Genomic DNA, 20,902 nt, shown 5'->3' on the forward strand with positions numbered 1-20,902 from the left:
GCTATCGCTTACTGCTCGCGTTTGGCTTTCAGCTTTTGCTTGAGCTGCGCCATGACGGCAAACGTCGCCTGCTCACCCGCCAGAATGGCCTGGTTGCGGCTGTTAAAATCGTTGCCCTTCATGGTGCCCAGGCTTGGCTGGATCACCACGTCCGCATCCTTGAGCTCGAACTGGTTGATGCGCTGGCCCATGATGGCAAACGTCTGCATGATCACTTCCATCGAACTGATGGCCTTTTGCGTATCCGTTTGCGACGAGATATTCACGGCGATAATGAAATCGGCGCCCATGTCGCGCGCAAAGCGCACGGGCACGGGAGCGACCAGGCCGCCATCGACATAGGTGTGGCCGGCTATCGTCACGGGCTGGAACACACCGGGCACTGCCGACGAGGCGCGCACGGCCATGCCGGTGTTGCCACGCTGGAACAGGATCGGCTGGCCGTTTTTCAGGTCGGTCGCCACCACGCCAAACGGAATCTTCAGCTTTTCCAGGGGCAAGCCGCCGACAGCCTTGTTGACATAGCCTTGCAGCGCTTCGCCTTTGAGTACGCCGGACGACTTGCCGAACAGGGGCAAGGCCCAGTCCGAAATGGCCGCCTCGTCCATGTCAAAGGCCATCTTTTGCAAGGCAAAGCCGGAGTTGCCTGCCGCATACAAGGCGCCCACGACGCTGCCGGCGCTGGTGCCGGTGACAATGTCGGCATGGATGCCCTGCGATTCGAGCGCCTTGATCACCCCGATATGCGCAAAGCCGCGTGCCGCGCCGCCACCCAGCGCCAGGCCGATCTTGATCTTGCGCGGTACCACGACGATGGGCTCGGGTGGCGTCAATACTTGTACGGGTTTCGGGGCGGTGGTATCGCAACCGGCCAGCACAAAGGCGGCCAGGGCAAGCAGGGTCAGGCGTTTAGGAAACATAATGGCAGAAGAGAACTGCGCGCGGCAGTGGCAACAAAGGAGTTCCGATTGTAGCGCAAGCGGGGTTGCCCGCACTGAAGGCTGTCTTAAATGATTGCGGTGACAATGTTTCCGTGCGCGCTGCCCCGGCTGTTAGACTGGCCGTTGGCTCCCCACCCTTCGATGACATGTCCGACGAATATCAATTTTCCGACAGCCGCGCCCTGAGCGCCCCATTTGCACAACAGTTATCCAGCTATCCTCCCGATGGCGCCCTCGCCTGGCTGACCGCCATCCTCGCCACGCAGGCGCCCGCGCTGCGTTCGTCGAACGCCATCTTGCTGGCCTACACGGGCAATCCAGCCGCCCTGGCCTGGATCGACGACTATGTCGGCTCGCCCGTGGCGGGGCAATGGGGCGTGGCGGCGGCGCTGCTGGGCACGCCTTGGCCGCGCATCGCTGGCTGGCTGCAGCGCGGTGGCCCGCACCGGCTGATGGCGCTCGATACCCTGCATGCCTACCGCAGACCAGCCGCCAACATGTCGCCGCTGGAACAGATTGCCGCGCCTGTGCTGCCGCAAGCGCCCACGCGCGCCCACCTCGATGCCGCGCTGGCCGCCTGCCTGGCCGCGTCAGCGACGCCGCGCATCCAGGCGGCCGTCAACTCGATCAACAAGCATGTGGACGACATCCTGCGCGGCGGATCCCGCGGCGTGGCCGTGGCCGACTTGCCGCGCCTGTACCTCGACCCGGCACCGTTCAACGATGCTTCCTCCATCCTGGAGCGGCACGAAACAGTGGTGGGTGGCATGCGGCAAAACCTGCAGAACCTGCTCAAGGGCATACTGTGAACAGGCCAGCCCATATCAGCATCGACTTGAGCGATATCAACACCGCGCGCCAGCTGCATGCCACCCTGGCAGCCGCGCTGGCCTTTCCTGCCAATTACGGCATGAACTGGGATGCCTTCTGGGATGCCATCACTGGCCTGGTGGATATGCCGCAACAGTTACAATTCATGGGGTGGCAAGTGCTGGAAGAGCGGCTGCCGCGCGATGCGGCCCTCCTGCAGCGCATCCTGGCGCGCATGGCGCACGATGCACCGGACGGGGCGACGCAGGTACATTACATGTAGCACGGAAACGCTTGACAGCCGCGCCCAACTTCCCGTACATTAAGTGCATGTCCTCCTTCAAACATTCCTCCCCTTCCCTGCTGTCGCTATCGCGACTACACCTAGCACGCGCATAAGTTTGCCGCATTGCTTCGCCTGGCCACACGCCGGCGTGTTTCAAAAACCCTGGAAGGTTTGATGATGTTTGCACCATCCCCCGCTACACCCGTAACTTCTGACGCGACCGCCACCGCTGGCGCCGTTGCCCTGCTTTGCCTGCTAAAACTACCGACCGCTTGCCTGGCCTAGTGTTGCGTGGCCGCCCGGCAAGCTTGCGCCACAACCATTGATTTCCCCCTATCTTCAGGAGTACCCGATCATGATGTTGCAAAACCCAGCTTCCAAATACCGCGCCTTTCCTCCCGTCAAATTGACCGACCGTCAATGGCCAAACCAGATCATCAGCAAACCGCCTATCTGGATGAGCACCGACTTGCGAGACGGCAACCAATCCTTGATCGAGCCCATGAGCGCGGAAAAGAAGCTGCGGTTCTTCGAGATGCTGATCGCCATCGGCCTGAAGGAAATCGAGGTGGGCTTCCCATCGGCATCGCAGACGGATTTCGACTTCGTGCGCAAACTCGTCGATGAAGGCCGCATCCCGGACGACGTCACCATCATCGTGCTGACCCAGTCGCGCGAAGAATTGATACGCCGCACGGTGGAATCGGTCGTCGGCGCCAAGCGCGCCATCGTCCACCTGTACAACTCGGTGGCGCCCGTGTTTCGCAAGGTCGTGTTCGGCATGTCGCGCGAAGAAATCACGAATATCGCCACCACCGGCACCACCTTGGTAAAACAGTTGGTAGCCCAGCATCCGGAAACGGAATGGGGCTTTGAATACACGCCGGAATCGTTTTCCACCACCGAGCTCGATTTCTCCAAGCATATCTGCGACGCCGTCAGCGCCATCTGGAAGCCGACGCCGGCCAACAAGATGATCATCAACTTGCCATCGACCGTGGAATGCAGCACGCCGAACGTGTATGCGGACCAGATCGAATGGATGTCGCGCAAACTGGCGCGCCGCGACTCCATCATCATCAGCGTGCACCCGCACAACGACCGCGGCACGGCCGTCGCGTCGGCCGAACTGGCCGTGATGGCGGGCGCCGACCGCGTCGAAGGCTGCTTGTTCGGCAATGGCGAGCGCACCGGCAACGTCGACCTGGTCACCCTGGCGATGAATTTGTACACGCAGGGCGTGCACCCGGGTCTGGATTTCTCCGACATCGACACCGTGCGCAAGTGCGTGGAGGAGTGCAATCAGTTGCCCGTCCACCCGCGCCACCCGTATGCGGGCGACCTGGTCTTCACGGCGTTTTCCGGCTCGCACCAGGATGCCATCAAGAAAGGTTTTGCCAAGCAACAACCGGACAGCATCTGGGAAGTACCGTACTTGCCGATCGACCCGGCCGACCTGGGCCGCAGCTACGACGCCGTGATCCGCGTCAACAGCCAGTCCGGCAAGGGCGGCATGGCGTATTTGCTGGAACAGGAATACGGCCTGGTCTTGCCGCGCCGCCTGCAGATCGAATTCTCGCGCGCCGTGCAAGCCGTGGCCGATGCCACGGGCCGCGAAATCGCCGCACAGGATATCCATGAAATTTTCCAGAAGGAATACCTGGAGCAGACGGCGCCGTACGCCTACGCCTCGCACCGCATGGTGGAAGACACGAACAGCGATGAATCCGTGCAGATCGACATCAGCCTGTCGCACCGCCAGACCCCGCTGGCCCTGCAAGGCGGCGGCAACGGCCCCATCGATGCCTTCGTCAATGCGCTGGGCCTGGACATCAAATTGATGGATTACCATGAGCATTCGATCGGCTCAGGCGCCAACGCGCAAGCGGCTTGCTACGTGGAACTGCGCCTCGACAACGGCCCGACCCTGTTCGGCGCCGCCATCGACAGCAATATCGTCACCGCCTCGTTCAAGGCCGTGCTGTCGGCCGTGAACCGCCGCATCGGGCAGACGGAAGCCGAAAAAACAACAGCGGCCGACTTGGCGGCCAGCGCCGCCTGAGCGCGACTCGGGCATCCCTCATAGGGAGAAAAAGCGGTACGGCTTGATCGCCGTGCCGCTTTTTCATTTCTATTGAGCAATTAATAGTGCAAATCAGGTATCGCCGACCGTATAATCGTTTCATAAGAAGACCACCGGAGACAGATCATTAGCTACCGAGGGAATCAGTATGAAATTGACGGATATGAAGATAGGCGTACGCCTGGGTGCCGGTTTTGGCGTGGTGCTGTTGCTGATGGCAGTGCTGGTAAGCACGGGCCTTTTCCGACTGGACAAGATCGGCGCGCTCAGCGAAGCGATCATTGAGAAAGACTGGGCCAAGGCCGATGCCATTGCCACCATCCGCAGCACCACGCGGTCGAACGCGGCGCTCGTGCTGGAGCTGTTCATCCATGAAGATCCGGCCCGCGCCAACGCCATCCACGGCGAAATCGACGCGAACAAGGCCACCATCAGCGATGCGCTGGCCATCCTCGACCGCCTGATCGTGCTGCCTGAAGGCAAGGAACTGCTGGCCACACTGAAGCAGCAGCGCAAGGCCTATGTCGTCTCGTTCAGCCAGGCCGACAAGCTGCTGATGGCGGGACAGCGTTCGGAAGCAGCCGTGCATGTGCGCGACGATACCCTGCCCGCCCTGAACCGCTTGCAAAAAACGGTCAACCAACTGAACGAGCTGCAGCGCCAAGTGGTCGTGCATGGCGGCCAGCAAATCCAGCAGAATATTTCCGCGGCAAATGTGCTGATGGCCTGCCTGGGCACAGCCGCCCTGCTGCTGGGCGTGCTCTTCGCCTGGAGGGTCACGCGCTCGATCACCACACCCATCGCGTATGCCTTGCGCGTGGCGCAAGCCGTGGCCGCAGGCGACCTGAGCAGTAAAATCGCGGCCGATGGCAAGGATGAAACGGGCCAGCTGCTGCAGGCACTGCGCGACATGAATACCAACCTGGCCACCCTGGTAGGACAGGTGCGCGGCGGCACGGGCACCATCGCCGTGGCGTCGAGCCAGATTGCCAGCGGCAATGCCGACCTGTCGGCCCGCACGGAAGCGCAGGCCAGCGCGCTGGAAGAAACGGCCTCGTCGATGATCGAACTGACGGGTACCGTGCGCAGCAACAGCGACAATGCGCGCCAGGCGGACAGCCTGGCCCGCTCGGCGTCGGCCATCGCGCAGCGCGGCGGCACGGCCATGGCGGAAGTGATCGGCACCATGGATGCCATCAATGCTTCCTCGCGCAAGATCGTCGACATCATCGCCGTCATCGACGGCATCGCCTTCCAAACGAATATCCTGGCCCTGAACGCGGCAGTCGAGGCGGCCAGGGCCGGCGAGCAAGGCCGTGGCTTTGCCGTGGTGGCGTCCGAAGTGCGCAACCTGGCGCAGAGGTCAAGCCAGGCCGCCAAGGAAATCAAGGAACTCATTGCCGACTCCGTCACCCGCGTAGGACAGGGCGCGCAGCTGGTCAGTCAGGCGGGTGCCACGATGGAAGAAGTGGTGGCCAGCGTGGGCCGGGTCAGCGCCATCGTCGGTGAAATCAGCGTCGCCAACCACGAGCAGAGCGAAGGTATCGAGCAGATCAATGCCGCCATCATGCAGATGGATCAGACGACGCAACAGAACGCGGCCCTGGTCGAGGAGGCGGCAGCAGCGGCGGCAGCGATGCATGAACAGGCAGGCGAACTGGAGACCCTCGTCAGCCAGTTCAAGCTGGAGCAAAACGCCGACCGCAAGGCGCCACCCCGCCCTGCCCCGTCCGTTCCGCGCTTGCAGTAAGCAAGCTATTCCACCTGGCGCGCCAGGCGGATGCCGGAAAATTGCCAGCGCGCACCAGCCGGGAAGAAATTGCGGTAGCTGGCGCGTGCATGGCCGACCGGCGTGGCGCACGACGAGCCGCGCAGCACATACTGGTTCAACATGAACTTGCCGTTGTACTCGCCCAGCGCCCCCGGCGCCGTGCGGTAGCCGGGATACGGCGCGTAGCTGCTGCTGGTCCACTGCCAGCAGTGGCCGAACATTTGCCGCAAGCCTGCGCCCAAGGTGGCCGGGGCCGGATGCAGCTGGCCCACTTCCACGGCGACGCCTTGCGCCGCCACTTCCCACTCCCCTTCCGTCGGCAGGCGCGCGCCGGCCCAGTGCGCATACGCATCCGCCTCGAACAGCGACAGGTGGGTAGCCGGCGCGTGCGGGTCCAGCGGGCGCAAGCCAAACAAGGTGAATTCCTGCCAGTGGCCCGCCTCGTCGCGCTGCCAGTACAGCGGGCATACGAGCTGCTGGCTGCGCACCCAGTCCCAGCCTTCGGCCAGCCACAAGTGCGCCATGCGGTAGCCGCCCGCCTCGATGAAGGCGAGAAATTCGCCATTCGTCACCAGCGCGCTGGCCAGTTCGAACGGCGCCACGTACTGCGGATGGCGCGGCAATTCATTGTCGAAGCAAAAACCATCGCCCGCATGGCCGATCTGCGCCAGGCCGCCGTCAAACGGGAGCCAGACCGTGGGCTGCGCATGTTCTTGCGCTGGCGCAAGCGCGCTGTCCAGGTAAGCGGGAAAGAGGGCGCTCTGCGCCAGCAAGTGTTTCACGTCCGTCAGCAGTAACTCCTGGTGCTGCTGCTCGTGTTCAAGGCCCAGCGCCAGCAGCATGGTCAGGCGTTCGCGCTCGGGTCGCGCCAGTTCGCCCGCCAGCAAACGGGCGATGCGCGCATCGACATCCATCCGGTAGGCGCGTACTTGCGCCATGCCAGGGCGCGTCAGCAAGCCCCGTTGCGCGCGCGGATGCTTCTCGCCCACGCCGTTGTAGTAGGAATTGAACAGCACGCGAAAGGCGGGGTGGAATGGCGCGAACGCCGCTTCCATGCTTTCCAGGATAAACGTTTCAAAAAACCAGGTGGTATGCGCCAGATGCCATTTCACGGGACTGGCGTCCGACATCGACTGGGCGCCGCAATCTTCGTCGGACAGGGGTTCGGCCAGCCGCAGCGAGTGCTGGCGCACCTTGTTGTAATGATCGATCAGCATCTTTTCCTTCTCAATCCCGGATCACGCGCGCGTAAATGACGGCAAACCACTGCTGCGGATCCGTCCAGACTTGCACTGTGGAAAACCCCGCCTGCTCCAGCAAGCCGACGAAGGTCGCGCGCGTGTATTTGTAGCTGTCTTCTGTATGGATACGCTCGCCTTTCGCGAAACGCCGCTGACCACCTTTCCAATGGACAACTTGCTCGCTGCGTGCTTCCAGGTGCATCTCGACACGGCGCTCGTCGGCGTTGAAAAAGCCATGATGCTGCCAGGCGCGCACATCGAAGTCCGCACCAATCAGGCCGTTCACGTGGCGCAACATGTTCAGGTTGAAGGCGGCCGTGACGCCCAGCGCATCGTCATAGGCGGCGTCGAGGACGGCATCATCCTTGATCAGATCGACGCCGATCAACAGGCCGCCATCGCCGTCCGCATTCGCGCGCAGGCGGCGCAGGAAGGCGGTCGCTTGCTCGGGAGCAAAATTGCCGATCGACGAACCAGGATAGAAGAACAATCGCCGCGCCTCGCGCACGCTGTCGGGCAAGTCCAGGCGGCTGGAAAAATCCAGGCCCAGGCCCGTCATCTCGATGTGCGGAAAGCGCTGCTGCAGGCGGCTCAGCGATTCGCTAAGGAAATCATAGGAAATATCCACGGCCACATACTGGGCCGGGTGCAGCAGGGGGAACAGGCTGGCGGCCTTGGCGCAATTGCCCGCACCGAGGTCGATCAGGGTGCTGCCGGGCCCTACGGCGTGCGCGATCTCGGCGCCGTGACGGGCAAAGATGGCGGCCTCCGTGCGCGTGGGATAGTACTCGGGCAAGGCGCAAATGGCTTCGAACAGTTTCGAGCCCAAGGCGTCGTACAGGTACTTGGACGAGGTCCAGGCATCGCGCGCCAGCAGGCCGCTGCTGATCTCGACTATTGTGGCAGGAGTGGCGCTGGCCACCCGGACGTTGTTGGGGTGATACAACTCTGACTGGTGTTGGGCGAATGGCATGGTCATGGGCTGGCGTCGTTTATCAAGGTTCACAATGGACTTGCACGGTCAGCCACCGGGCGCCGCCCCTGCCACAGCGGTTTGCGGGCGCCTTTGCCGATGACTTTTTCCCATCATAGCGGAATCCGCACAAGCCGGCCGTGCGACAGGTAACTTAAGGTCAAACTAACAGTGTGCAAACAAAATTGGTATTAGCCAGCAAAAATGATAAGCCTGTCGTATACTACACATTGCCGGCCAAACAATCCGCGCCCCTTTGCAGTTCCCAGGCCCCCCTCTCCCCCGCGTGCCACCCTTTACGATAGCCGTTAACACCATGCTCGAATTGCGCCATCTGTCGAAGTCCTATGCCCATGCCCGTCCCGTGCTGGCCAACATTTCCTGCCGCTTCAAGGCCGGGGAATTCATCGCCATCATGGGTGACTCGGGCGTCGGCAAGTCGACCTTGCTGAACCTGATCGCCGGCCTCGATACGCCCGATGCGGGTACCGAAGCGCATCCTATCCTGGTGGACGGCATAGCCATGTCCAGCCTCGATGACGCCGCCGCCACCCGGCTGCGTCGCGCCCGCATGGGCTTTATTTTCCAGGCCTTCCACGTCTTGCCGCACCTGACCCTGCTGCAAAACGTGGCCCTGCCGCTGCTGCTCAACGGACTGCCCCAGGAGCGTGCCACCAGCATGCTCGAAGCGGTCGGCCTGGGCGGACGCGGCGGCGACTTTCCGCAGCAACTGTCGGGCGGCGAAATGCAGCGCGTGGCCATTGCCCGCGCGCTCGTGCACAAGCCGGCATTGGTGCTGGCCGATGAGCCTACCGGCAACCTCGATCCGGATACGGCGCACAGCATCCTGCAATTGCTACGCGCCGAAATCAAGGCCAACGGCAGTTGCGCGATCATGGTCACGCATTCGCTGGCCGCCGCCGAAATGGCGGACAGAACCATGATCCTGACGAAAAACGGCTTACAAAATACAACAACCGTCAACCAAATTGATCAAACAATCAGTTAATTTAACTGACCATCTGTCACAAGTTTTGTTATCGTAGTATTATTGAAAACACTTGCCTGGTTATCAATGTTTTAACGCGAATGTTGTCACGTCACCCAGACAGCCGTACTGCGATGACGAACTTTAGCCGGGGCCGCATCAGTGTGGTCCCGTCCCTTGCATAACCTGAAGGAGGAGTAAATGAACGTTCGGCAAAAGAAGCTGGAAATGATTGAAGCGATGAACCGGGCGCGGGCGCTCGAGCCATCGAGTTTTGTGCCCAACAAGCTGCTCGATACCCTGATCGAGAAGATGAACCTGAAAAATGATGCGGAACTGTGCCGTGTTCTGGAAGTCCAGCCCCCCATCATCAGCAAGATTCGTCACGGCAAACTGTCGGTCGGTGCAACGATTTTATTGCGCATGCATGAAAAATCGGACATCACCATCCGCGAACTGAAGGAACTGTCCGCCACGCCAGTCCATTGAGTCACCCGCTGTTGTAATGCCATGCCAGGCACCCAGGTCCCCGGCGCCATGAACTTTTGCCATGAAATTCGCGTAGTTCGCTCACAGTACAACATCCGAGCACGATAGCGAAGAGACCCAGCCCAAACCATGCTGACCGTTTCTCTGCCCACCCGCTCCAGCGCCATCCCCCCCCTCGCATTCACTCCGCATTGCCCTCTGCCAGCCAGCATGAGCACTCACCTTTGATCTGACACAACACGCATAGTCCCCGCAGGCATCAAGGTCAGCTTTTAACCAGCGATCTCAAGCGCAGCCCGGCGACGCTCCTGGGCGACATGCGCCCCGACGTCATCGCGCCATCCTCGCCACGGCCTTCATTGAAATGGGCTCGCAAGCGGCCATCGCGGCGCGCAGGTGAAATTGGCGCGCCGGTGAAATTGGCGCGCCGGCGCAGCGCGCCATGACCGATGCCTGGCTGGCCGCGCTGGAAGTAGCGAAGCTGGCCTCACTGCCCGGCATTCGCCTCGGCAGCCTTAACCAGGCACCACCCCGTAATGGCGTGCATAGCGCTCGTCCAGATTCGCCAGCGGCATCATCATGAACATGTCGGCGCTTTCGAAATCAGGATCCCACGCCGGTTCGCCGCAAATCCAGGCGCCCGAACGCAGGTAGCCCTTGATCAGCGGCGGCACTTGCGGCTTGTGCGCAGCTTCCACCTGGTGGATGGGGAAAGGCAGGTGCGGCGTGACGCGGTATTCCGCCGGCGCCATGTGCTTTTCCGCCAGCGCCTGGTACACGGCGACGGCGTTATGCCCGCCATCGGCCAGGCTGATGCTGGCGCAGCCGACCAGGTAGTCGCAGCGCTCGCGGCGCATGTACTCGGCCAGGCCCGACCACAGCAGCATGATCACGCTGCCGCCCCGGTATTTCGGGTGGATGCAGGCGCGGCCCGCTTCGACCATGCGTCCGCGCAGGTTCTTCAGGCGGCTCAGGTCGAACTCGTTTTCCGAATACAGCCGGCCAATCTTGGCCGCCTTGGCCGCGCTCAGCACGCGGTAAGTGCCCACCACTTTCAGGGTATCGGCGTCGCGCACGATCAGATGATCGCAGTGCGCGTCGAATTCATCGCTGTCGAGGCCATCGGCGTTGGCCAGCGACGTCAGGCCCATGGTCTCGATAAACACCTTGTAACGCAAACGCTGGACTTCGCGCAATTCCGCCGCTGTAGTGGCCTGGCTCAGCACCAGTTGAACCGGCCGGGCCTTGGCTTCGTTTGATGCGATTATGTTTTGCATGGTTTCATCCCTGTGATCAAGACGACTCCAGCGTACTTGCCTAATATGTCAGGAAAATGACAGCCGAATGTCATTTCCATGACGCTAGTCAATGTCATTCGGGGATCGTGCATAATTACCACACGCCCCTTCCGGAAAGCCACCATGGACGAACACGAAGCGCCCCACATCACGCCCTATGCCAAGCCGGCCGCCGGCTGGGATGCATTGAAACACGTGGTCATCAGCCTGCGCCAGGAACGGGTCACGCCCGGCAATCTGAAAGCCTTGCTGGCGCAAAACCAGCCGGACGGCTTCGACTGCCCCGGCTGCGCCTGGCCGGACCGCAACCACGCTTCCACGTTTGCCTTTTGCGAAAACGGCGCCAAGGCCGTCGCCGCCGAAGCGACCAGCCGCCGCGCCGGCCCGGAGCTGTTTGCCAGCCATACCGTCACCCAGTTGCTGGAACAGTCGGACTACGCGCTGGAGCAGCACGGCCGCCTGACCGAACCGATGGTGTACGACCCTGCCAGCGACCGCTACGTGCCCATCACCTGGGAAGACGCCTGCGCCCTCGTGGGCCGCCACCTGCGCGCCCTGCCCGACCCGAACCAGGCCGCGTTTTATACGTCGGGCCGCGCCAGCAACGAAGCGGCCTTTTTGTACCAGCTGATGGCGCGCCTGTACGGCACGAACAACTTCCCCGACTGCTCCAACATGTGCCACGAGGCGACCAGCCGCGGCTTGCCGGCCACCGTGGGCATCGGCAAGGGCACGGTGACCTTGGCCGACTTCGAACTGGCCGACACCATCCTCATCTTCGGCCAGAATCCCGCCACCAACCATCCGCGCATGCTGGGCGAACTGCGCGATTGCGCGCGCCGCGGCGGCTCAATCGCTTCCATCAATCCCCTGCGCGAACGGGGCTTGCAGCGCTTCATGGACCCGCAAAGCGCGCTGGAAATGGCGACCCTGGGCAGCACGCGCCTGGCCGGCCTCTTCGTGCAACCCACCCTGGGCGGCGACTTCGCCCTGATCAAGGCTGTCGCCAAGCGCGTCGTCGAGCATGACGATGCGGCGCAGGCCAGCGGCGAGCCCGCCGTCATCGACCATGCGTTCATCGATGAACACTGTAGCGGTTTCGAGGCCTTCCGCGACGACCTGCGCGCAGAAAGTTGGGAACTGCTGGTACGGGAGTCGGGCGTGGCGCGCGCGCAGATCGGGGCGCTGACGGACATCTTCATCAAGGGCCAGCGCATTATCGCCACCTGGGGCATGGGCCTGACGCAGCACAAGCACAGTGTGGCAGCCATCCGCATGTTGTCGAACCTGATGATGCTGCGCGGCCAGATCGGCAAGCCGGGCGCGGGCCTATGCCCCGTGCGCGGCCACTCGAACGTGCAGGGCGACCGTACCATGGGCATCGAGGAAAAGCCCACCAACGCCTTCCTCGACCGCCTGGGCCAGGTGTATGGCTTCGCGCCGCCGCGCGCGCACGGCCACGACGTCGTGGCCACCATCGAAGCCATGCAGCGCGGCGACGTCAAGGTATTCATTGCGCTGGGTGGCAATTTCGCGGCCGCCACGCCCGACACGCCGCTGACCTTTGCCGCGTTGCGCCAGTGCGCGCTGACGGTGCAAGTGGCCACCAAGCTCAATCGCAGCCACCTGGTCATCGGCAAGGAAGCCTTGCTGCTGCCTACCCTTGGGCGCACGGAGATCGACCTGCAGCACGGCGTGGCGCAGGGCGTGACGGTGGAAGACTCGATGAGCATGGTGCATATCTCGTACGGCCGCAATGCGCCCGCCTCGCCACAACTGCGCTCGGAAGTGGCCATCGTGGCCGGCATGGCCGAAGCGACGCTGGGCAACGGCCTGGTGGACTGGCGCGCGTATGCGGCCGACTATGCACGTATCCGTGACGACATCGAGAAAGTGTTTGACGACTTTTATGACTACAACGCCAGGGTGGCCCAGCCGGGCGGCTTTCATCTGACGGTGGCCTCGCGCGAACGCGTATGGAAGACGGCCAGCGGCAAGGCCAGCTTCCTCGTCGCCCCGCTGGACCTCGACACGCCGTTGCATCGCGCCCGCGCGCGCCACGGCGAGCGCCTGATGGTCTTGATGAGCACGCGCTCGCACGACCAGTACAACACCACCATCTATGGCATGGATGACCGCTACCGCGGCGTGTACGGCACGCGCAAGGTGGTCTTCGCCAACAAGGACGATATCGCCATGCTGGGCTTTTCCGATGGCGACCTGGTGGACTTGATCGGCGCCTGGGACGATGGCGTGGCGCGCCGTGCCGATGGTTTCCGGCTGGTGGACTACGACATCCCGCGCGGCTGCCTGGGCGCGTATTACCCGGAGACGAACGCGCTGGTGCCGCTCGCCAGCACGGCGGACGGCGCCGGCACGCCGACGTCGAAATCTGTCCCCGTGCTGCTGGAACGCAGCGGAACTTACAAGGTGATCCCGGGCGTGTAATCGACGTACGCATCCTGGCGGCAGAAGCCGACCAGCTTCATGCCCGCCTGCGTGGCAATGGCAATGGCCAGCGAACTGGGGGCGGAGATCGTCGCCAGCAGCGGGATCCGCATGCGCGCCGCCTTGCGCGCCAGCTCGTAGCTGCCGCGGCTGGACAGGAATACGAAGCCGCGCCGCATGTCAGTGCCGCTCAGTGCCAAATGGCCTATCAGTTTATCGAGGCCGTTATGCCGGCCCACATCCTCGAACACGTGGACGATATCGCCTTCGGGCGTGCACCACGCGGCCGCGTGCACGCCACCCGTTGCCCGCATCAGCGCCTGGTGTTCGTGCAAGCCGCCCGACGCGCGCGCCAGCGCGGCCGGCAAGTCGACGTGGATCAGAGGCGGCGGCAGCGCTTCGGGCTGCAAATCGAGCATGTCGATGCTGTCGATGCCGCACACGCCGCAGCCCGTGCGGCCCGTCAGCTGGCGGCGCCGGTCCTTCAGGCGCACGAAATCCTCCTGGGCAATGCTCAAAGCCACTTCGGCGGAGTCAGGGCGCAGGACCACTTCGCAATCGAAAATAGCGCCGGCGGAAGCGACCACGCCTTCCGTCAGCGCGAAGCCGTAGGCAAATGCTTCCAGGTCGCGCGGGGTGGCCATCATGACGACGTGGGAAATGCCATTGAAGACCAGCGCGACGGGGATTTCCTCGGCGACATGGTCGATGGCATCAATGGACTGGTGCGCGCGGTGGCGGATGATGGCGCGCTCGACGAAGCCGGCGCGTTCAATACTGGTTTCTTCTGACATGGCAACCACGGGGGAACTATCACAGCCCCCATGGTAAACCAGAACGGGCAAGCGGGGGGCGGCCCCTCCGCTCGCGTCATCAATCCTTCTTCGGACGGCCCGTTTTCAGCTGCGGCAAGCCGGCCAGCACGTTTTGCAGGGTCGCCAGGTCGATCTGGCTGATCAGCGCCACGCCGATGCGCAGCAATTCGCTTTTCTTGATCTCGAAACCGGCCTTCAGGCAAGCTTTTTTGACCTGGCCCAAAACTTCATATTCCGCTTCCGGCATGGTGAAGCTGTCGCGCACCAGTTTCGGCTTGCGGGCTTTTTCCTTGACGGCGGCGACCTTGGCGAGCGGCGCTTTTTTCGCTGGTGCAGGCTTGGCGGCAGCTTTGGCCACCGGTTTGACGGCAGTTTTCGCTGCCGGCTTGACCGCAGCCTTGGCGGCGGGTTTCGCAGCAACCTTGGCCGCAACCTTGGCGGCCGGCTTGGCAGCGGCTTTGGCGACTGGCTTGGCCACAACTGGTTTGGCGACGACGGCCTTGGCCGCCGGCTTGGCGGCGGGCGCCTTGGCAACGGCAGGCTTGGCGGCAACAGGCTTCGCTGCGGCGGCCTTGGCGGCCACTGGCTTGACTGCGGCTTTTGCCACCGGCTTGGCAGCTGGCTTCACGACAGGCTTGGCGGCCGGTGCGCTCTTTGCCGCTGCCGCATTGATCGAGGCGCTGGTGGGGAACATCGATACGGGCGCGCCCTCGGCTTTTTTCACTGGGGTGGATTTGGTCATGGATTTTCCAATTTAACAAATAATATAAACAATATATACTGTTTTTTAAAATCTTGCATGCTACACATCAAGTCATGCGCACGGCATGACCTCCTAGGCGCTGGCGCGGATGGTGAAATCGACCCCGACCTCATCCCAGAATTCCTGCTCCTTCTCGATCCAGAACGACACGGTGGGATGGTGCGCCACCCAGCCGCGCTTGATGTCGAGCTCGATGCGGCTCTTCATGCGCAGGCGCAGTTCGCTGAAATCGGCTTCGATGCGCGCATGCATGAGCAGAATCGACAGGCGCAGCGCCAGCACGGCCTTGGCGAAATCGGGATCGGACAGCACTTCGCCGATCTTGCGCAAGTTGCCCTTCTGCGCCAGGATCAAGCGGCTCATGGTCTTCTGTTCGCGCGTGGTAAAACCGGGCAAGTCTGCATTTTCCACGATATAGGATGCGTGCTTGTGGTAACCCGTCTGCGACACGGCCAGGCCCACTTCGTGCAGCAGGCTGCTCCAGCGCAGGCATTTCACCAGGGCGTCGGACGTGGGCTTGAGCTGCGCGTACATGGCCAGTGCCTGCTCGGCCACCCGGCCGGCGCGCTGCTGGTCGATATGAAATTTCTCCATGCAGCCCTGCACCGACTGTTCGCGGCGGTCGCGCTTGGTCGAACGCAGGTACAAATCCCACATCACGCCCATGCGCAGGCCCGCCTCGATTGGCGTCATGACGGGAATGGCCAGTTCGCGGAACAGGCCGATCAAAATGGCCAGGCCGCCGACGATGGTGCTGGCGCGGTCGGGGCGCAAGCCGGGCATGTCGATGCGGCTGGTGTGGCCCAGTTCGATGAAACGGCGCGCCAGCGCATCGAGGCTGGTGCCGGACAGCAAGCCATCACCGAGCTTGTTGCGGGCGATGATGTCGGCGATCGTGCGGATGGTGCCGGAAGAGCCGTAGGCCGTCTTCCAGTGCTGCGGGCGGTACGGCGGCGCGGCATCCTCGAAATGGCTGCGCGCCGACAGGATGGCCGCCTCGAACGACGGTGCGTCGATGCGCCCGCCGATGAAGAACGACAGGCTTTGCTTGACGGTGCCCAGGCTGAAGGACTCGACCCGTTCGATATCGTTGCCACGCCCCAGTATCAGTTCGGTCGAACCGCCGCCGATATCCATCACCAGCCGGCGTTCGCCAGGAATGGCCAGCGCATTGGCCACGCCCATGTAGATCAAGCGCCCCTCTTCTTCGCCCGAGATGATCTCGATCGGGTAGCCTATGGCTTGCTCGGCCAGCGGCAGGAAGACGGCGCCATTGCGCGCCACGCGCATGGCCGACGTGGCCACGACGCGCACGGCATCGAGTTCGAAGCCTGCGAGGATGGCGCGAAAGCGCTGCAGGCAGGCCAGCGCCCCCTGCATGGCCGCCTCGGTCAGGTCGCCATTGGCGTCCAGGCCGGCGGCCAGGCGTATCGGGTCGCGCACGCTCTTGACTACGCGTATGGTGTCTCCATCATGCTTGCCGACGTGTAAACGAAAACTGTTGGACCCTAGGTCCACCGCTGCATACATACTGGCCTCTTGTCTTGTCATTGCTGTGCCAACCGGAAAAGTTGGCAAACTCAGTTGCTAAACTATATAAATCATTTAAACGATTTAAAAATCCTACCACACTACCCCCATCGTATGACAGCGGCGTGACAGGATTGTGACAAGAAGTCGCGCGGCGACGACGTTTAAGGCACGATGGTGGTAAACAAATAGACAGCAAAAATCACCAGGTGCACCGTGCCCTGCATGACCGTGGTGCGGCCCGTGCCCAGCGACAGTGTGGCGACCATCAGCGACAGCAGCAACAGCACTGTCGACTTGATATCGAGTCCCAGGGTGATCGTCAGGCCAGTCGCCAGCGATACCACCACCACGGCGGGAATCGTCAGGCCGATGCTGGCCAGGGCGGAGCCGAGCGCCAGGTTCAAGCTCGTTTGCAAACGGTTGGCGCGCGCCGCGCGCACGGCGGCCAGGCCTTCGGGGAGCAGCACGATGGCGGCGATGACGATGCCGACCAGGGTTTTCGGCGCCCCCATGGCGGCAATCGCCGTTTCCAGCGCGGGCGCCAGCGACTTGGCCAGCAACACCACGGCGCCCAGGCACACCAGCAGCGCACCGGCGCTGACCCAGGCGACGGTGGGCGTGGGCGGCGCAGCATGCACCTCTTCGTCGCCGACGGCTTCCTTGGGCAGGAAGTAGTCCCGGTGGCGCACCGTCTGCACCAGCACGAAAGTGCCGTACAGGACCAGCGAGATGACGGCAATGAAAATGAGCTGGCTGGAGTTGTAATATGGTCCGGCGGCGCTGGAGGTGTAATTCGGCAGCACCAGTGTCAGGATCGCGATGGCCGCCAGGGTCGCCAGCGACGCGCTCACGCCGAGCAGGCCGAAGGTCTGTTCCCTGTGGCGCCCGGCGCCCAGCAACAAACAGATGCCGACGATGCCGTTTAAAATGATCATGATGGCGGCAAACACGGTGTCGCGCGCCAGTCCCGTCGTTTCCGGCCCGCCGGCCAGCATCAGCGAAACGATCAGCGCCACCTCGATCAGGGTCACGGCCAGCGCCAGCACCAGGGTGCCATACGGTTCGCCGATGCGGTGCGCCACCACTTCCGCATGGTACACGGCGGCCAGCACGCTGCCGATCAAGCCAGCCACCAGCAGGATCTGGTAAGCGCCGCCGACATTGAACGTGGAACCGAACAGGAACAGCCAGCCGGCAAGGGGGGCGGCAAGCGGCCAAACAGGCAGGGATTTAAGCATTTTCATTATGGGCCTGGCAAGAGTAAAAAAGGGGAACTGCGGTGCGGACGACAAGAGGGGCCTAGCGTGCACCCCACAGCATAACTTGCTTAGCTTAAATGAAAGTTAGGGAATACACACGTCCGCATGCCGGCGCCCCGCGCCTCGCTCACCTTGCTGCAGTGCACCTGCTTGCTACCCATAACTATAGTCCCTTTGGTAACATGCCGTTGCAATTCCTTGTCTTTTTGCTTGCAGATTCCGTCATACTGCAGGGCAGACCCTCCCGCTACCGACCAAGGACAGACCATGAATCGATCAAGCAGCGCAGCCATGCGCACCGTATTATTCGTCTTCGCCAGCGTCCTGTGTGCCGCCGCACAGGCAAGCACGCAGGCGCCGCGCGAGGACGCGAGCAAACCACAGGCCCGCGAAGTGCAGGTTGATGCAAACTGGGCCACCCCACCTGCGCCTGCCGCCGCGCCAAGGTGGCAAGACAGCCTGCCGCCCGCGCCGCCGGTGGCGTCACGCGAAGAAAAGATCCTGCCCAGGAGTGAATGGTTCAGCGTGGAGCCCATGAAGGCGCCCGACAGGCGCTGCGATCCTGGCCTCGACGCCTTGTTCCTGAGCAAGGAATGCGGCAAAGAACCCAGCTGGCTGGGGTCGCCCAAGAAATAGGGGCGCTACACGTCCAGCGTGCACGCGCCCTGCGCTTCAACCACCCTGTTGCGGCCCGCCTGTTTAGCAGCCTGCAGCGCCTCGTCGGCCCGCTTGAACAGGCTGACGGTGCTGTCCTCGGCACGGATGGTGGTCACGCCCAGGCTGGCCGTCAGTTGCAGCACGGCGCGCTCCGTCTTGACGGGCAGCACTTCGACGGCGGCGCGGATGCGCTCGGCCACCATCAGCGCATCGGCCAGGGTCGTGCGCGGCAGCTGGATGGCAAATTCGGCGCCGCCCAGGCGGCCCATCAGGTCGCTGTCGCGCAGTTGCTGGCGGCAAGTATCGACGATGGTTTTCAGCACTGCGTCACCCACCGGATGGCCGTAGCTGTCGTTGACGCGCTTGAAATGGTCGATATTGAGCACCACCAGCGCCGTCGGCAGGCCGGGCCGGCGCGCCAGCGCCATCCACGGCGCCAGCGCCTGGTAAAAGCCGCGCCGGTTCGGCACGCCCGTGGCCGCGTCGAGCACTTCCAGGCGCGCCAGTTCGCCGCCCAGTTTTTCACGCGACAACAGCAGATAGCCGAAGGCGTTCGTCAGCATCATCAGGTACAGGGCGCCAAAACCGGCCAGCTGCAGCGGCTCGGCGTCAACATACGGCATGGCGGCAGCGAGCACGCCGCGCGCGGCGATCAGCAGCGACAGCATACCCATGCTGACGACGAGAAAACGGCGCAGCATGCTCGCCTCCCGCCATTTGAGGCACAACGCGGCCACGCCGGCAATGAAAAAACCGGCCACGATCAGCGAACCGCCGGCGCTGCGCAGCAGCGGCGCCACGTCAAACAGGTAGCAGGCGGCAAACAGCGCCACCGACAGGCCCAGCGCCGGCAGCATGGTGCGGCGCCAGCCGCTGCGGCCGGCCGCCTGCCACAGCGCGCCCGCGTCCAGCGCCATGCCGGCAAACAGCAGGCTGTTGCCAAGCAGGATGGACAGCACATCGGGCAAGACGCCACGGAAATACAGCAAACACCAGGCCACGGCCTGGCATTGCTTGGCCACCGCCCAGGTGGACATGCTGAGCGACTTCTTGCGCTCGTACTCGAAGAAGAACAGGGCCGCGCACAGGCTCAGGTTGCCGAGCGCCAGGGCCAGTACCAGGGTCTTGATATCCATGGGCTACGCTATCGATGCGCAGGCGCGGTGCGCCAGGTCAGATTTCGTGTTCGACATTCGTGCTGCCGTCGCCCACCTTGCTGGCCCACGCCTGCACGAAATACTGCTTTTCCACTTCGTTGGGCGCCTCATGCCAGAACACGATGAGGGTACCCTTGTGATCGTGGATCTGGGCCACTTTTTCAATGAATCCGACATTGGCGGCCACGTCGGCCAGCGCCGCTGCGTAACCATATACGCGCGTCAGCCGCTCGATGCGGTCAGGCTCGGTAAAACTATTCGTCGCGGTAATGATGGGGTGATCCAAAAACATGCTTGTCTCCATGGTGCCCGACTGCGCGGCCGTGGCGCCGCGTGCCGTAGACTGCCTTGCGCTGCGCCACACCGCACGTCGGACGGCAAGTGGCGAGCCCGCCTCTGCCATATACGGACGCTCGGTGCGGATTAATCGGGTATGCTCACGGGAGCTTATCAGATTTCTCTGAATGCAACAAAGCATCTCCCCCAGTCCACTCAGCGAAGTCGTCCTATGTCGGATAGCAAATTACCTGCCGTACGCGCGCCCCAGGTGCATACCTGCGGCGACCGGCGCCGCCTGGAATTCCAGCCAGGCATGATCCAGAGCGAAATGCTGCTGTCTCGCCCTGACCACCTGCTGCTGCGCTATGCGCGCGCCATGATGTGCTTCACCTTGTTCGTGCCGCGTCCCCGGCACATCCTGATGGTGGGACTGGGCGGCGGTTCGCTGCTGAAATTCTGCCACCGCCACCTGCCCGAAGCGCGCATCACCGTGCTGGAATTGCGCGCCGACGTGATCGCCCTGCGCGAGCAGTTCATGCTGCCGCCCGACGACGCGCGCCTGCGCATCATCGAAACGGACGCCGTCAGCTATATCCGCCAGCATCCGGGCTGCGCCGACGTGCTGCTGCTCGATGGCTATGATGAAACAGGCCTGCCGCCCGCACTGGGCAGCGCGCGCTTCTATACGGACTGCCTGCGCGCCCTGCTGCCCGGCGGCGTGCTGGTGGCAAACCTGTTCAGTTATGACGAACACTATCCCGCCATGCTCGCGCGCCTGATGCTCACCTTCCGCGGCGCCGTCTGCCACTTCGACGGCATCGCGGGCAATAACCGCATCGTCTTCGCCGCCAGGCCAGACAAGCTAGGCGCGGGCCGTGCACTGCGCGTCGTGCGCCTGGTGCGCTGGCGGCGGGTGTGCGGCATGGCTTTCCTGAACCGCTGGCTGCCGGCATGGCAGTTGTGGCGTATGCGCCGGCAGTCAGGCGCGGGCAGAGACTGACTGCCGTCTTCCCCCGCCATGGACATGGATGTTGTTGCTTATTAGCAGTAATTTGGTGCAAAATCTGCATGATGAATGTGGTTTATGACAAACTACGGCCAGCGCGGGGCC

General features: G+C 63.0%; 19 protein-coding genes. 9 read left to right on the forward strand and 10 right to left on the reverse strand.

All coding sequences use genetic code 11. From position 1 onward, the window contains the following. Window positions 1-8: 8 nt before the first annotated feature. On the reverse strand, window positions 9-920 hold the full coding sequence (locus tag ACQ4WZ_RS12245) for a patatin-like phospholipase family protein (protein ID WP_436573522.1): 912 nt from the start codon (window positions 918-920) through the stop codon (window positions 9-11). 167 nt (window positions 921-1,087) lie between these two features. On the opposite strand from ACQ4WZ_RS12245, the gene ACQ4WZ_RS12250 reads away from it, so the two are divergent. The 4 genes from ACQ4WZ_RS12250 to ACQ4WZ_RS12265 all read left to right on the forward strand — a co-directional run bounded on the left by ACQ4WZ_RS12250 (window position 1,088) and on the right by ACQ4WZ_RS12265 (window position 5,870). Further along, on the forward strand, window positions 1,088-1,750 hold the full coding sequence (locus ACQ4WZ_RS12250) for a hypothetical protein (RefSeq protein WP_436573523.1): 663 nt from the start codon (window positions 1,088-1,090) through the stop codon (window positions 1,748-1,750). Continuing rightward, entirely contained in the window at window positions 1,747-2,034 is a 288-nt protein-coding gene (locus ACQ4WZ_RS12255; protein ID WP_436573524.1) for a barstar family protein, read from the forward strand. Before ACQ4WZ_RS12250 ends, ACQ4WZ_RS12255 begins: the two co-directional genes overlap by 4 nt. 358 nt (window positions 2,035-2,392) lie before the next feature. Beyond that, complete coding sequence (gene leuA, locus ACQ4WZ_RS12260) at window positions 2,393-4,099, forward strand: 2-isopropylmalate synthase (protein WP_436573525.1); 1,707 nt, start codon at window positions 2,393-2,395, stop codon at window positions 4,097-4,099. 169 nt (window positions 4,100-4,268) lie between these two features. Then, window positions 4,269-5,870, forward strand: a complete 1,602-nt coding sequence (locus ACQ4WZ_RS12265; RefSeq protein ID WP_166674815.1) for a methyl-accepting chemotaxis protein — start codon at window positions 4,269-4,271, stop codon at window positions 5,868-5,870. Between the two features lie 5 nt (window positions 5,871-5,875). Here ACQ4WZ_RS12265 and egtB read toward each other — a convergent pair whose 3' ends face one another. Then, entirely contained in the window at window positions 5,876-7,108 is a 1,233-nt protein-coding gene (gene egtB / locus ACQ4WZ_RS12270; RefSeq protein ID WP_133992322.1) for an ergothioneine biosynthesis protein EgtB, read from the reverse strand. Between the two features lie 10 nt (window positions 7,109-7,118). Continuing rightward, window positions 7,119-8,111 (reverse strand): L-histidine N(alpha)-methyltransferase, encoded by a 993-nt coding sequence (egtD, locus tag ACQ4WZ_RS12275; protein ID WP_436573526.1) that lies wholly within the window; start codon window positions 8,109-8,111, stop codon window positions 7,119-7,121. A gap of 310 nt (window positions 8,112-8,421) precedes the next feature. On the opposite strand from egtD, the gene ACQ4WZ_RS12280 reads away from it, so the two are divergent. Continuing rightward, complete coding sequence (locus tag ACQ4WZ_RS12280) at window positions 8,422-9,114, forward strand: ABC transporter ATP-binding protein (protein WP_133992326.1); 693 nt, start codon at window positions 8,422-8,424, stop codon at window positions 9,112-9,114. A gap of 180 nt (window positions 9,115-9,294) precedes the next feature. Continuing rightward, window positions 9,295-9,582, forward strand: a complete 288-nt coding sequence (locus ACQ4WZ_RS12285; RefSeq protein WP_034786045.1) for a hypothetical protein — start codon at window positions 9,295-9,297, stop codon at window positions 9,580-9,582. 515 nt (window positions 9,583-10,097) lie between these two features. Here ACQ4WZ_RS12285 and ACQ4WZ_RS12290 read toward each other — a convergent pair. Then, the gene (locus tag ACQ4WZ_RS12290) at window positions 10,098-10,859 is read right to left on the reverse strand and encodes a GNAT family N-acetyltransferase (RefSeq protein ID WP_101480710.1); all 762 of its coding nucleotides are present in this window, start codon (window positions 10,857-10,859) and stop codon (window positions 10,098-10,100) included. A 144-nt stretch (window positions 10,860-11,003) separates the two neighbouring features. On the opposite strand from ACQ4WZ_RS12290, the gene ACQ4WZ_RS12295 reads away from it, so the two are divergent. Further along, window positions 11,004-13,328 (forward strand): FdhF/YdeP family oxidoreductase, encoded by a 2,325-nt coding sequence (locus ACQ4WZ_RS12295; protein ID WP_436573527.1) that lies wholly within the window; start codon window positions 11,004-11,006, stop codon window positions 13,326-13,328. On the opposite strand, the gene fdhD is transcribed toward ACQ4WZ_RS12295, so the two are convergent. The 4 genes from fdhD to ACQ4WZ_RS12315 all read right to left on the reverse strand — a co-directional run bounded on the left by fdhD (window position 13,304) and on the right by ACQ4WZ_RS12315 (window position 17,683). Continuing rightward, window positions 13,304-14,122, reverse strand: a complete 819-nt coding sequence (gene fdhD, locus ACQ4WZ_RS12300; protein WP_436573528.1) for a formate dehydrogenase accessory sulfurtransferase FdhD — start codon at window positions 14,120-14,122, stop codon at window positions 13,304-13,306. The two genes, ACQ4WZ_RS12295 and fdhD, sit on opposite strands and share 25 nt — an antisense overlap. A 79-nt stretch (window positions 14,123-14,201) precedes the next feature. Further along, window positions 14,202-14,885 (reverse strand): hypothetical protein, encoded by a 684-nt coding sequence (locus ACQ4WZ_RS12305; RefSeq protein ID WP_133992332.1) that lies wholly within the window; start codon window positions 14,883-14,885, stop codon window positions 14,202-14,204. Between the two features lie 93 nt (window positions 14,886-14,978). Then, complete coding sequence (locus ACQ4WZ_RS12310; protein ID WP_436573886.1) at window positions 14,979-16,436, reverse strand: Ppx/GppA phosphatase family protein; 1,458 nt, start codon at window positions 16,434-16,436, stop codon at window positions 14,979-14,981. 164 nt (window positions 16,437-16,600) lie between these two features. Next, entirely contained in the window at window positions 16,601-17,683 is a 1,083-nt protein-coding gene (locus ACQ4WZ_RS12315) for a calcium:cation antiporter (RefSeq protein ID WP_071077959.1), read from the reverse strand. Between the two features lie 306 nt (window positions 17,684-17,989). Between ACQ4WZ_RS12315 and ACQ4WZ_RS12320 the strand changes: the two genes are divergently transcribed. Further along, window positions 17,990-18,334, forward strand: coding sequence for a hypothetical protein (locus ACQ4WZ_RS12320; protein ID WP_436573529.1), 345 nt, complete (start codon window positions 17,990-17,992; stop codon window positions 18,332-18,334). A gap of 5 nt (window positions 18,335-18,339) precedes the next feature. Here the strand turns inward: ACQ4WZ_RS12320 and ACQ4WZ_RS12325 are convergent, their stop codons facing one another. Next, a complete protein-coding gene (locus tag ACQ4WZ_RS12325) occupies window positions 18,340-19,491 on the reverse strand; it encodes a GGDEF domain-containing protein (RefSeq protein ID WP_133992336.1) in 1,152 nt (383 codons plus the stop codon). 37 nt (window positions 19,492-19,528) lie between these two features. Then, complete coding sequence (locus tag ACQ4WZ_RS12330; RefSeq protein WP_101480702.1) at window positions 19,529-19,804, reverse strand: hypothetical protein; 276 nt, start codon at window positions 19,802-19,804, stop codon at window positions 19,529-19,531. Window positions 19,805-20,020: 216 nt separating this feature from the next. Between ACQ4WZ_RS12330 and ACQ4WZ_RS12335 the strand changes: the two genes are divergently transcribed. After that, a complete protein-coding gene (locus ACQ4WZ_RS12335; protein WP_436573530.1) occupies window positions 20,021-20,791 on the forward strand; it encodes a spermine/spermidine synthase domain-containing protein in 771 nt (256 codons plus the stop codon). Window positions 20,792-20,902 lie beyond the last annotated feature (111 nt).

Origin of the sequence: Janthinobacterium darwini (assembly GCF_051380905.1) — a bacterium.
Classification (GTDB): domain Bacteria; phylum Pseudomonadota; class Gammaproteobacteria; order Burkholderiales; family Burkholderiaceae_D; genus Janthinobacterium.

Coding starts and splice junctions, on each gene's coding strand:
- egtD (WP_436573526.1), bottom strand. CDS start 8,111: ATGACCATGCCATTCGCCCAACACCAGTCAGAGTTGTATCACCCCAAC.
- ACQ4WZ_RS12265 (WP_166674815.1), top strand. CDS start 4,269: ATGAAATTGACGGATATGAAGATAGGCGTACGCCTGGGTGCCGGTTTT.
- ACQ4WZ_RS12330 (WP_101480702.1), bottom strand. CDS start 19,804: ATGTTTTTGGATCACCCCATCATTACCGCGACGAATAGTTTTACCGAG.
- leuA (WP_436573525.1), top strand. CDS start 2,393: ATGATGTTGCAAAACCCAGCTTCCAAATACCGCGCCTTTCCTCCCGTC.
- ACQ4WZ_RS12280 (WP_133992326.1), top strand. CDS start 8,422: ATGCTCGAATTGCGCCATCTGTCGAAGTCCTATGCCCATGCCCGTCCC.
- ACQ4WZ_RS12325 (WP_133992336.1), bottom strand. CDS start 19,491: ATGGATATCAAGACCCTGGTACTGGCCCTGGCGCTCGGCAACCTGAGC.
- egtB (WP_133992322.1), bottom strand. CDS start 7,108: ATGCTGATCGATCATTACAACAAGGTGCGCCAGCACTCGCTGCGGCTG.
- ACQ4WZ_RS12305 (WP_133992332.1), bottom strand. CDS start 14,885: ATGACCAAATCCACCCCAGTGAAAAAAGCCGAGGGCGCGCCCGTATCG.
- ACQ4WZ_RS12320 (WP_436573529.1), top strand. CDS start 17,990: ATGCGCACCGTATTATTCGTCTTCGCCAGCGTCCTGTGTGCCGCCGCA.
- ACQ4WZ_RS12315 (WP_071077959.1), bottom strand. CDS start 17,683: ATGAAAATGCTTAAATCCCTGCCTGTTTGGCCGCTTGCCGCCCCCCTT.
- ACQ4WZ_RS12290 (WP_101480710.1), bottom strand. CDS start 10,859: ATGCAAAACATAATCGCATCAAACGAAGCCAAGGCCCGGCCGGTTCAA.
- ACQ4WZ_RS12245 (WP_436573522.1), bottom strand. CDS start 920: ATGTTTCCTAAACGCCTGACCCTGCTTGCCCTGGCCGCCTTTGTGCTG.
- ACQ4WZ_RS12335 (WP_436573530.1), top strand. CDS start 20,021: ATGTCGGATAGCAAATTACCTGCCGTACGCGCGCCCCAGGTGCATACC.
- ACQ4WZ_RS12295 (WP_436573527.1), top strand. CDS start 11,004: ATGGACGAACACGAAGCGCCCCACATCACGCCCTATGCCAAGCCGGCC.
- ACQ4WZ_RS12250 (WP_436573523.1), top strand. CDS start 1,088: ATGTCCGACGAATATCAATTTTCCGACAGCCGCGCCCTGAGCGCCCCA.
- fdhD (WP_436573528.1), bottom strand. CDS start 14,122: ATGTCAGAAGAAACCAGTATTGAACGCGCCGGCTTCGTCGAGCGCGCC.
- ACQ4WZ_RS12285 (WP_034786045.1), top strand. CDS start 9,295: ATGAACGTTCGGCAAAAGAAGCTGGAAATGATTGAAGCGATGAACCGG.
- ACQ4WZ_RS12310 (WP_436573886.1), bottom strand. CDS start 16,436: ATGTATGCAGCGGTGGACCTAGGGTCCAACAGTTTTCGTTTACACGTC.